At 70.1% G+C, this 11006-nt stretch carries 11 protein-coding genes; 3 read left to right on the top strand and 8 right to left on the bottom strand.

All coding sequences use genetic code 11. The annotated features are described in order from the left end of the window. Position 1: 1 nt before the first annotated feature. The 3 genes from DEJ47_RS34730 to DEJ47_RS37235 are packed head-to-tail and all read right to left on the bottom strand — an operon-like array spanning position 2 to position 2161. Positions 2–778 (bottom strand): hypothetical protein, encoded by a 777-nt coding sequence (locus DEJ47_RS34730; protein WP_150175089.1) that lies wholly within the window; start codon positions 776–778, stop codon positions 2–4. After that, positions 775–1986 (bottom strand): FxsB family cyclophane-forming radical SAM/SPASM peptide maturase, encoded by a 1212-nt coding sequence (locus tag DEJ47_RS34725; RefSeq protein WP_223828625.1) that lies wholly within the window; start codon positions 1984–1986, stop codon positions 775–777. The genes DEJ47_RS34730 and DEJ47_RS34725 overlap by 4 nt, the downstream gene beginning before the upstream one ends. After that, entirely contained in the window at positions 1976–2161 is a 186-nt protein-coding gene (locus DEJ47_RS37235; protein WP_223828624.1) for a hypothetical protein, read from the bottom strand. The genes DEJ47_RS34725 and DEJ47_RS37235 overlap by 11 nt, the downstream gene beginning before the upstream one ends. 356 nt (positions 2162–2517) lie before the next feature. Here DEJ47_RS37235 and DEJ47_RS34720 point away from each other — a divergent pair, with 356 nt between their 5' ends. From DEJ47_RS34720 to DEJ47_RS34710, 3 genes are read left to right on the top strand one after another with little or no spacing between them, the layout of a single operon-like run. Then, positions 2518–3612 (top strand): toll/interleukin-1 receptor domain-containing protein, encoded by a 1095-nt coding sequence (locus DEJ47_RS34720; RefSeq protein ID WP_150175087.1) that lies wholly within the window; start codon positions 2518–2520, stop codon positions 3610–3612. Then, positions 3609–5309: a TIR domain-containing protein gene (locus tag DEJ47_RS34715; protein ID WP_150175086.1), complete on the top strand. Its 1701-nt coding sequence runs from the start codon at positions 3609–3611 to the stop codon at positions 5307–5309. Before DEJ47_RS34720 ends, DEJ47_RS34715 begins: the two co-directional genes overlap by 4 nt. Positions 5310–5334: 25 nt before the next feature. Continuing rightward, positions 5335–5799 carry an HIT family protein gene (locus DEJ47_RS34710; RefSeq protein WP_150175085.1) on the top strand — a complete coding sequence of 155 codons (465 nt, stop codon included), beginning with the start codon at positions 5335–5337 and terminating at the stop codon, positions 5797–5799. Here the strand turns inward: DEJ47_RS34710 and DEJ47_RS34705 are convergent. From DEJ47_RS34705 to DEJ47_RS34685, 5 genes are all read right to left on the bottom strand, one after another. After that, the gene (locus tag DEJ47_RS34705) at positions 5785–6201 is read right to left on the bottom strand and encodes a hypothetical protein (RefSeq protein WP_150175084.1); all 417 of its coding nucleotides are present in this window, start codon (positions 6199–6201) and stop codon (positions 5785–5787) included. The genes DEJ47_RS34710 and DEJ47_RS34705 overlap by 15 nt on opposite strands. 39 nt (positions 6202–6240) lie before the next feature. Beyond that, a complete protein-coding gene (locus DEJ47_RS34700; RefSeq protein WP_150175083.1) occupies positions 6241–7485 on the bottom strand; it encodes an MFS transporter in 1245 nt (414 codons plus the stop codon). 82 nt (positions 7486–7567) lie between these two features. Continuing rightward, positions 7568–8704, bottom strand: a complete 1137-nt coding sequence (locus DEJ47_RS34695) for a WD40 repeat domain-containing protein (protein WP_223828623.1) — start codon at positions 8702–8704, stop codon at positions 7568–7570. Between the two features lie 51 nt (positions 8705–8755). Continuing rightward, the gene (locus tag DEJ47_RS34690; protein WP_150175082.1) at positions 8756–9874 is read right to left on the bottom strand and encodes a fatty acid desaturase family protein; all 1119 of its coding nucleotides are present in this window, start codon (positions 9872–9874) and stop codon (positions 8756–8758) included. Positions 9875–9881: 7 nt separating this feature from the next. Beyond that, positions 9882–10937 (bottom strand): ferredoxin reductase, encoded by a 1056-nt coding sequence (locus tag DEJ47_RS34685; protein WP_150175081.1) that lies wholly within the window; start codon positions 10935–10937, stop codon positions 9882–9884. Positions 10938–11006 lie beyond the last annotated feature (69 nt).

The following is an 11006-nucleotide window of genomic DNA, read 5'->3' as shown; positions in this document are numbered from 1 at the left end:
GTCAGCTGTGAGGCCCCCGGAGGATGGGCCGCTCGTCGCTCTCCGGAGTGGAGAACCAGGAACGGTGAGGGGCTGCCTCCCACCATGCCTCGGCAGGGCGGGACGGTGGTGCGGCGTGCGTTGGCTGCCACGGTACCCGCACCGGAGCGAACTGCCTATCCAGGAATTTCCTGCCCGAGAGTGGACTTCTCGGCATTCCCGAAACCCCTGGGGAAGCAGTGAAGTACAGGTCTTCGGGCGTCATGACGGGAGGCGAGTGTCGGGCGCCGGTGAGGATTCGTTCGACGACGGCGCGCAGCACCTTCAGATAGCCGCCGCGGGCGTGTGGTGCGCCTACGAGTCCTCCGAGGCCGGACCGGGTGTAGTCGCCGACCGGCACGGACAGGGTGTCGGGTTCCTTGCGCGGCGGCAGCCCCTTGGTGTTCCACGGCACGAGCACCAGGGCGGGCGACCGCTCGCCGGTCTGGTGCTGGCCCCACAGCAGCCGCCGCCGGAACACCTCAAGATCCCGGACGGTGCCGGGTTCCTTGTAGTAGCGCTCGGTGAGCAGGACGAGGAGCGTGCGGCAGCGCATCGCGGGCGTCCAGTCCGGGCCTTCCGCCGCGTGGCCGCGGCAGGGTTCGGAGAGGAGACCCGAGTGGCCGGGCCCCGGTCCGAGGCGGCGGCGCATCTCGGTCTGGACGTCGGTGTGGAACTCGCGCAGCCAGGGGTCCGACGGCACGGGCAGGGCGTGGCTGATGTAGTAGTAGGGAGCGTCCGGACTGCGGTGCGCGGTCATGCGCTCCACCCCTCTCGGTCAAGGTGCGTGCGCAGCGCGCTGACGCCGTGCGTGAGCCGCTCCCGTACATGGTCGATGAGGTACCGGAGGTCGGCGCAGAAGCACGACGGGTTGTCGAAGCCGTTGTCGGGGCGGTGGCGGTGGGCGCGGAGCCCGCCTCCGCAGATGTCGACGACCGGGCAGGCCCTGCACTGTGCGCAGAGTCCGGTCAGTCCCGCGCGCTCGGCGGCGAATCCGGGGTCGGCGGCCGCGCGGTCGAAGTCGTGGGCGCCGATGTGGAGTACGGAGCGGGCGGCCCGTGCGCTCACCGTTTTGAGGATGTCGTTGTACTCGATGAGCCCGGACGGCTGGATGACCACGACGTCCGAGCCGTAGGGGCCCCACATCTCGCTGGTGCTGGTGCCGCCGAGGTGCAGGTCGAGCAGCGAGTCGAAGAGCCGCAGCGAGGTCTCGCGCCGCGGCGCGTCGAACCAGCGGTCGAACACGGCGGCCAGCCAGCGGCCGTAGGCCGCGTCGTCCGCGCCGGGCGGGCGGGGCGGCGGGAACTGCCAGGTGGCGTGCGGGAGCAGCAGGTCGACGGTGGGCGGTTCGTGCGTGAGGAGCGCCTCGTACGTCTCCACGGGGTCGGCCTCGATGTCCACGACGCACAGCAGACCGCCGTACAGCCGCCGGTAGCGCGGGGTGCGCAGCAGGGAGAGGGCGCGGGCCACTTCGGTGTACGTTCCCCGGCCCGCCCGGTCGGGGCGTCTGCGGTCGTGTGAGCGTGGGGTGCCGTCGACGCTGACGCCGACGGTGACGTCGTAGCGGCGGAAGATCTCCAGGAAGGTGCGGTCGATCCGGGAGGCGTTCGTCTGGACGAGCAGTTCGACCCGGGTGGTGAGGTCCTGGCAGTCGGCGCGCAGGCGGCGGGCGAAGCGCTCCAGGACCGCGGGCCCGGCGAGCAGGGGTTCACCTCCGTGCAGGACGACCTGGGCCCGTTCCGGGGTGTGCCTGCGGAGGTGGTCGGTGATGCGGCCGGAGAGTCTTCTCATCACCGCGGGGCCCATGACCAGGGGCTGGTCGGTCCAGCCGCGGTCGCGGTGCTCGTAGATGTAGCAGTCGGGGCAGCCGAAGTTGCAGCGGCTGTAGAGCTTCACCACGAACTGGGTGAACGTCGCCGCCGGTTCGCCGGGGGGCGGTGTGGCGCGGGGTGCGGTCTCACACCGCACTTTCCCACCTCGGGCGCTCGGGTCCCGCGGCGCGGCCGGTGTTGCGCAGCAGGGCTTCGACGAGGGCGGTGCGCGGGAGCCGGCTGAGGGTGAGGGCGTCGGGCGGGCCGCTGGGTGCGTGGTCCGCGGATAACGCGATGCCGTGTGTGGTGTGCTGTGCCGCGTCATGTGCCATAACGCAGGCTCCCCCCGACTGCTCGGCTCCGCGGAGCGCGGAGGCCGTCCAACATGCCACGGTCGAACGAAAGTGCCTCTGAAGGGGTTCGTGCGACTGCTGCTACAGTCCGGGGCTCGTGCATCCTCGGACTGGTCGTCCCCCCGCTCGCGAATGCGTCGGTGCGCTCACCGAGCGCTCCCCCCAGATGCCTGTGAGTATATCGGCCGAGGCCAAGTAAGCCTATCCTCTGGGGTGTTGAGGCAGCATGAACCGGCCTCGGAGGAGCCGCCGCCGAACGACCGGCCATCCGTTCCCACCGAGTCTGCGCGAATGTCCATCACGCCGGACCGTTGGCGGAAGTTTGTGAGGGGCGCGTGGATCCAGCCGCTTTCTTCTATACGAGTTGTGTACGTGCTGATGGCTGGCGTGCGCTGACGCGTTTCCATGCCGATCTGGAGTATCAGCTGCGGATCCAGGAGGGGTTCGGCGTCAGCGGTGTGCTCGGCGCGGTCGCGGAGCCGGATTCGGTCCGCGAGTCCGCCGTGACCAGGGCCGGTGTCATGATCGTGCTGTACTCACCGCGCTACTTCACCGATCGCGGCGCGGGACTCGAGTGGGCGGTCTTCGATGCCCGTATGCGCCATCACGAGGACATCCGGGGCGTCACGGCACGCGGCTGTCTGGTCCCCCTCTGCTGGAAACCCGTCGCCGACGACCAGCTTCCGGAGGGCGTACGCAGATCGGTGGAGGGGCCCGGAGCCTTCGACTGGCTGCGGCAGTACGGCCTGGAGTCCCTGGCTGCCCCCACCCATGCGGAGAACGAAGTACGGTATTACGCGCTGCTCGAACAATTGGCCAAAACCGTTGCCGAGGCGGGGCGTACGGAACTGGAACGACTGGACCCGGCCGATGCCCAGGAACTGGACCCGGCGTTCGGCAGCGAGAGCGGCGCGCAGACGGGGCAGACGGCCGACACGGGCAGCGTGCGGAACTGGGCGCGCTGGACCGAGATCCTCGACTCCGGGACGCTGCAGCGGCGCGCGCCGGGCTCGGTCGCCATCAGTTACGTCGGCGCCGACCAGCCCTGGGCCGACTGGATGTCGGAGGTGCTCGGCCAGCGGGGGCACGATGTCGTGCAGCGCCGCTGGCGTGCCAGCAGGGAGAGTCTCCAGGACGCGGTCGCGCAGGCGCGGGCCGCCGCCGAGCGCATGCTCGTCATCTTCTCGCGCAACTACTTCGCCGCCGGGAACACGAGCCCCACCGAGTGGGCGGACACGTTCGTCAACTCCCCCGGCCGGTCGTCGCAGGCCGTCCTGGTGCAGATCGACAAGGCTCCCCGGCCGCTGCTCGTCCGTGACGCGAACGTCGTCGTCCTGGCCGGCGCGGATCCCGCGGAGGCCGAGCACCTGATCGAGCAGGTGCTCCCGGAGACCCCGCAGCGGTCGGCGGATCGTGGGAGCGGCCGGTGAGCCCGTCACGGCGTCCGCCCCGGGAGCTGCCGCGGATCAACAACCTCCCGCCGCTGCCGGCCCCGTTCGTCGGCAGGGACGAGGAGATCGCGGACGCGCATCGGCTGCTCATGGACCACCGCGCGGTGCTGGTGCACGACCCGGAGGGCCGCCCGCACGGGTACGGGACCTCGCAGCTGGCCTTCTCCTACGCCCACCTCTTCACCCAGCACTACGAGTTGATGTGGGTCTTCGACTGCGCCCGGGAACCGGACCCGGTCCGGCTCGCCGCGCGGGTGGCCGAGGAGACGGAGCGGCTGCGGGAGCGGTTCGAGCGGGATCTGGGGCGGCCGCTGGACGGTCCGACGGCGGCCGACTGGCTCTACATCTTCGACAACGCGGCGGATCCGGACGGCCTGCGGGAGCACTTCCCGGAGGGCAACGCGCGCGTTCTGGTCACGTCGCGCGGAACCGGCGCGTGGCAGCAGAACGCCCGGCTGCTCGTGGGCCCGCTGCCCGGTGCCGACGTGGTGCGGCTCCTCATGGAGAACATGGGTCTGGACAACCGGCAGGCCGCCCGGCTCGCCGACACCTTCGACGGGCATCCGCGCCAGATCGTGCGCGCCGGCGAAGCGGTCCTGTCGGGCAAGGTCACCGTGGAACAGGTCGTCACCGTCACGGAGATAGCCCGCATGGTTCCCCCGCCGCCCGCGCGTCCGGAGCCCTCGCCCTCGCTTCCCCCGCCGCGGCGGGCCGATGTGCTCGACACGGGCCGCACGAGTCTGCGGTCCTGCCTGTTGCGCGCGACGGTGTGCGAGAACACCGGCAGTTACCTGCGCTGGATGGAGGCTCTGCGGTCGCGGCCGACGGCGACCGTGCTGCCCAAGACGGCGTCCGTGGGTGTGGAGCTCCTGTCGATGGCGGAGCGCGTCGATCTGCTGCTCGACACCGTGTTCGAGCAGGAGGACCCGGGGTTCGTCCGGGCGCTGGCCGACACGGTGTCGGAGGCGGCCGACGCAGCGGGGACCGGCCGTCAGATGGCCAGCAGCGTACGCAGACTGGCCGAGGAACTGGCGGACCTCTGGCACGGGACACCGCGGACGGCGTCGGTGGAGCCGGCCGAGACGCCCTCCTGCTTCTTCTTCACCAGCTGGCACAACCGGGAAGTCGACTTCGACGAGGCGCTCAGGTTCCACAACCTGCTGGAGAAGCGGGTGACGGCGAAGCTCGGCGGGCGGGTCACGAAGTCCGGCTTCTTCGACAAGCTGATGCAGCACGGGGCCACGTGGGAGCCGAAGATGATCGAGGCGATCCGCACGACGCGGCTGATGGTCCCTCTGATCACGGAGGGGTACTTCCAGCGGGACTGGTGCCGGCGCGAGTGGGCCGTCATGGTGCGGCGCATGGCGAAGCTCAACGCCGCCCCGGGCCAGGAGCCCATTGCCATCATGCCCGTGTTCTGGATCAGGCCCCTCTCGGACTGGCAGATGCCGGCCGACTTCGCGCCGTACCAGTACTGGGTCCACTCGGGGGGCAGGCCGGCGTACGAGGGGGACGTCTTCGATCTGGTGGCGGATGACAAGGAGCGGGAGCTGAACAGCTACGTCTCCACGCTCGCCCAGTCCATGGTCGCCCAGGCCGGCACCCACCTGCCGCATCTGGACAGGGAGCTGGTGAAGAAGCTGCCCCTGGCGTTCCGGGACGTCGCCGGGCCGTGACCGTGACCGGGCCTATCGTTCGCCCATGAGCACCGAACACCACGCCCCCGACTGTGTCTTCTGCAAGGTCGCAGCGGGGGCCGGACCGGCACGTGTCGTCACCGGAACGGCCGACACCCTGACCTTCCTCCCCCTCGAACCGGTCCACCCGGGACACGTCCTCGTCGTGCCCCGACGCCACGTCGCGGACATCTGGGACCTCGACGAGGCGACGGCGGCGGCCGTCGGGACGGCGGTGCTCAGGGCCGCGCACGCGGTCCGGGCGGTCCACCGCCCCGAGGGGCTGAACGTCATCCAGTCGTCCGGCGCGGTGGCCACCCAGTCGGTGTTCCACCTCCACGTCCACGTCGTACCGCGCTACACGGGCGACAGGATGCCGCGGCTGTGGCCCGAGCCGGCCCCGACGGACGCGGACCGCCTCGACGACTCGGTCCGCCGCCTGCGCGCGGCACTGGACGCCCCGCGGGACCCCTCCCTACAGCACGAATAGCAGTGCGAAGAACTGGGCCAGGGTGAGGCCGCCGTAGAACCCGGCGATGGTGAAGGACCCGGCGGCCTTCAGCACACCGGCCTTCTCCCTGCCCGGCGCCACGTCCATGGAGAACGGTTCGACCGTGTCCGCGGACGACGTGCTGCGCGCCCGCTCGTAGAGGCGCCTGAACAGCCGCTCCTGGTAAAGGAAGTAGCCGTCCAGGGCCCAGAAGGCGAGCACCGGCACGAAGCCGACCAGGGCGATGGCCCTCTTGTCGTTGCCGACGGCGTAGGCGAGCAGGGCGCCCGTGACCGTCAGCGACCACCCCTTGATGAGGAAGGAGTTGTTGCCCATGCGGGTCACGATCGTCTGGATCAGCTCCAGATGCCGCATCCGCCCCTCGTCCAGCCCCGCCGACATGTGTCCCCCCGGTGACAACTCGCCTTCCGCGGAGCTTAGTCAGTGATCGCGGCCGGGCCAACGCGGCCAGTCGAGGCGCCGGGCGAAGTGGACCCCGGCGGCCAGGACCGTGAGCACGGCGACGAGGCCGCCGCACACCATCACCGCGGACGGTGAGGTCCGGTCCAGGACGGCGCCTCCGGCCAGGGCGCCCAGGGAAAGGGACGCCTGGAAGGAGGCGGTGAACAGGACGGATGCGGCTTCCGGCGCGGCGGGGGCGGCCTTGATGAACCACGTCTGGGAACAGAGGGGTACGGCGCCGTAGGCCAGGCCCCACACGATGAGCAGTACCAGCGCCACGACCGGCCGGCGGCCCGCGACGGGCAGCAGCAGCGTCACCGCCGCGATCACCGAGGCCACGGCCCCGAAGACGGCCCGGGGGTGACGGCCGATCATCGTCCCGCCGAGGAAGTTGCCCGCGATTCCCGCCACGCCGTACGCCAGCAGCGCGACCGTGGTCAGGTGTGGTCCCGCGCCCGTGACGTCGTGCAGGAACGGGGCGACGTAGGTGTACGTCCCGAAGTGCGCGAGCACCACCAAGAACGTCAGCAGCAGGGCGAAGCGGGTGTTCACCTCCTTCACCAGTCCGGACAGCACCCTCAGGCCGGTCGTCGCGGTGGGCGGCAGAGGTGGCACGACGAGGAAGGTCAGGATCAGCACAGCGAGGGTGAACGCGCTCATCACGACGAAAGCGGTGCGCCAGCCGGCGGCGTTGCCGATGAACGTGCCGGCCGGCACGCCCAGTACGGAGCCGAGCGGTACGGCGGAGAAGATCACCGCCGTGGCACGCCGCACCGACCCGGACGGCACCAGGCGTTCGGCCAGACCGATGGCGATGGACCAGAACCCGCCGATGACCACGCCGACGAGGACGCGGGACACCAGCACGAGCCAGTAGCCGGGCGCCGCGGCGACGAGCAGGTTCGCGACGAGCAGCAGCGACATGAACAGACACAGCATCAGACGGCGGTCGACGCGCTCTGTCGCCGCGGTGGTCAGGGGCGCGCAGACGGCCGCGAGGAGGCCGGGCATGGTCATCATGAGTCCCGCGGTCCCGTCGGAGACCCCGAACCCGGAACCGATCTCGTCGAGGAGACCGATGGGCAGGATCTCCGTCGTGACGATGGAGAAGATTCCCATGGTCACGGCGGCCACCGCGAGCCACCGCGCCGAGGGAGACGGGCCCGGCGGCCCGTCTCCTCCGGAGGGGTTGAAGGCCGCGTCCGTGGTGTTCAGCGAGGTCATGGGTCCGTCCTGTGGAAGCCTGTGGTGACACGGCTGTCAGTTGAACAGGCTGTACACGGGCGGAGCTGGCGGTTCCCCGACGTCACCCTTGCCGGGCGACGGTCCTGTCGAAAGAACGCACGAATACATCGGACTTGCCGTTGGTGTCGCCCGGCACGATGTCGTCGGCCGTTGATGCGAAGACCACGTCGCGTCCGTCGGCGCTGACCGCGTCGACCTCCGCCGAGGCCGGGCGGTCCGAGACGGTCCTGTCGGTGTCCGTGCGCAGGTCGCGCAGCACCAGGGAGGGGCCGGTCGTGTCGTTCGGGGCGTACAGGAGGTGGTTGCCGGTCGGGTCGATGGCCACGCCCTTGACGTCCGGGACGCGTCGGGCCGTGCCCGTGCTCACGTCATGGACGTACGTGTCGGGGCCCGAGAGATAGACGACCTTGCCGCCGTCCTCGCTGACCTGGACGATCGTCGCTTCCTTGGCCGGGCCCTCGATCGGTCCCGAGATCGAGCCGTGGTCCCCGTCCCACAGGAAGACGTCCTTGGCCTTGCCGTCCTGGTAGGCGACGAAGCGGCCGTCGCCGCTGATGGACGGCCGGGACGGTGCGGTGTGGGCGAACCAGGCGAGTTCCTGCTTGGTGCCGGCCTGCCAGTCCCATACGTCGATGCGCTGGCTGGTCGACGGCCGGCCGATGGTGGCGACGTTGGCCATGGAGCGACCGTCGCCGCTCACCGACGGCTGACTGCAATTGAGGGCATCGCAGTTGAGACCGATCGAACTGCCCGCGGTCCACTGGGCCAGCTTGATCTTGGTGTCCCTGAACAACAGCACCCAGTAAGCGGCGTATTCGCCGTTGCCGCTGATCACCGGGGAGTCGATCGGGTGGCTGCCCACGTGCTTGATCTGCCCCGACGGCTTGTCGCGCAGGTACACCCGCTCGCTGCCCGCGGCGTTTCCGGGCGTCAGATTGGTCGCCGACGACGTGAAGACGGTGCGCCCTCCGTCGGTCGTGATCGCACCACCCGTGGAGTCGCCGTCCAACTGACTGCCGTCGGCCGCGACACTGATCCTCTCGACCCCGGCGTCGACTCCGACACGGCTGTCTCGCTCACCGCTCGCCGGGTCGGCAGAGGCGACTCCGGGCAGCACCGCGGTGAGCGCACCCATCACGACCGCCGCCCCCAAGGCACGCCGCACGCGTCTGACGCCCCGGTCCGTCCGTCTGTTCATTTGTTTCCCCCCACTCAGGAAGAGGTCCCGCCTACGGTTCCCCAACGGCCGTCAGGCCGCGACGAGTTCCCGCGCGCGGTCCGGCGTCCTGACCCCGGGCTTCTTGTTCGGCAGCGAGAGCCGGAAGACCTTCCGCCACGCGGAGAACACCTGCTTGGGCAGCGGCCCGGTGACGTACTCCAGCTCGTACTTCTCGAACAGCGCGCGCACCTTCACCGCGACCTCGGCGTACCGGTTGCTCGGAAGGTCCGGGAACAAGTGGTGCTCGATCTGGTGCGACAGGTTGCCGGTCATGAAGTGCATGGCCTTGCTGCCGCTGATGTTCGCCGAGCCCATCATCTGGCGCAGGTACCACTGGCCGCGCGTCTCGCCCTTGATCGACCGGCGCTCGAAGACCTGCACGCCCTCGGGGAAGTGCCCGCACATGATCACCGAGTGGGACCAGATGTTGCGGACCAGGTTCGCGGTGAACGTGGCGCCGAGCGTGGGGAGGAACGACGGGCCCGAGAGGAGCGGGTGGATCACGTAGTCCTTGAGCACCTGCTTGCGGATCTTGCGGCCCACGGCCTTGGCCCGCGCGCGGAACTCCGGGTTCTTGCGGCCGCGCTTGTTCAGGTTCTTGCCGAGCTCCAGGTCGTACGCGGCGATGCCGTACTCGAAGAAGCAGGCGTTGATGAAGTTCCACAGCGGCTGGCCGAGGTGGAGGGGGTGCCACTTCTGGTCCTCGTCCACGCGCATGATGCCGTATCCGAGGTCGTTGTCCTTGCCGATCACGTTGGTGTACGTGTGGTGCAGCTCGTTGTGCGAATGCTTCCACTGGTCGGACGGCGAGACGTGGTCCCACTCCCAGGTGGTGGAGTGGATCTTCGGGTCGCGCATCCAGTCCCACTGGCCGTGCAGGACGTTGTGGCCGATCTCCATGTTGTCCATGATCTTCGCCACGGACAGTCCCGCGGTGCCGAGCAGCCACGCGGGCGGGAAGCTGGAGAACAGCAGCACGCCCCGGCTGACCAGCTCGAGCTTGCGCTGTGCCGCGATGACCTTGCGGATGTAGGCGGCGTCCTTCTCGCCGCGTCCCGCGATCACCTCGTCGCGGATCGCGTCCAGTTCGCGGCCGAGCTCCTCGATCTGTGTCGCGGTCAGGTGGGCGGTGGGGTCGATGGCGGTCAAAGTGCTCCTACCGTTCGATGTCACAGGGGCCCGCCGCGGCGGACACGCAGGTCTGGATGAGGACGCCCGGCTCGGCCTCGGTGATCTCGCCGGTGCGCAGGTCACGGACGGCGCCCGTCTTGAGCGGCGTGACGCAGCCGAAGCAGATGCCCATACGGCACCCGGAGGGCATGAGCACGCCGGCCTCCTCGCCGACGTCGAGGAGCGGCGTGGCGCCGTCCGCGTCGACGGTCTTGCCGGTGGCGCTGAAGGTGACCTCGCCGCCGTCGCCGGTGACGACGACGCTCGGGCGGAAGCGTTCGGTGTGCAGGCGCTCGGGTACGCCGTGATCGGACCAGTGCTTCTCGGCGGCGTCGAGCAGGCCCGCGGGCCCGCAGGCCCAGGTCTCGCGCTCGGTCCAGTCGGGCACGAGTGCGTCGAGGCGGGCGATGTCGAGCATGCCGTCCGTGTCGGTGTGCACCTCGGTGAGCCGCAGCTTCTCGTCGCCGGCCCGGGCGTGCAGTTCGTCGCGGAAGATCACGTCTTGCGGTCGCGGCGCGCAGTGGACCATGACGACGTCGTCGAACTCGGTGTCGCGCAGCATGCCCATGACGGGCGTGATGCCGCTGCCGGCCGTCAGGTAGAGCACCTTGGCGGGCTTGGCCCGGGGCAGCACGAAGTCACCGGTCGGCTGGTCGAGCTGGATCAGGGTGCCCGGTCGGGCGCTGCGGACCAGATGGTTGCTGACCTTGCCGTCCGGGATCGCCTTCACGGTGATCGTGACGCGGCCGTCGCGGCGGTCCGTCGGGGAGGTGAGGGAGTAGGCGCGCCACAGGCGCACCCCGTCGACGTCGACCCCGATCCGCACGTACTGGCCGGCCGTGTGGCCGCGCCAGCCCCGTCCCGGTCTGATCACGAGGGTCGCGGCGTCGTCCGTCTCGGGGTGCACGGCCTCGATGCGCCCACGCAGGTCGGCGCCCGCGCGCAGCGGGCTGACCAGGTCGAGGTAGTCCGACGGCAGCAGCGGCGTCGTGACCATCTCCAGTAGCTTCCACGCCCTGCTGCGGAGGGCTGTACTCGTCATGACTTCAGCTTGCTGTGCTTCGAGGCGTAAAGTCCTGACCGCAGGACGTAAATCTGGTCGACTCATTTG

The organism is Streptomyces venezuelae (assembly GCF_008642355.1).
In the GTDB taxonomy this organism is placed as follows: domain Bacteria; phylum Actinomycetota; class Actinomycetes; order Streptomycetales; family Streptomycetaceae; genus Streptomyces; species Streptomyces venezuelae_B.
The sequence above is the reverse complement of the archived record's forward strand: the minus strand, read 5'-3'. Positions and strand labels throughout refer to the sequence as shown.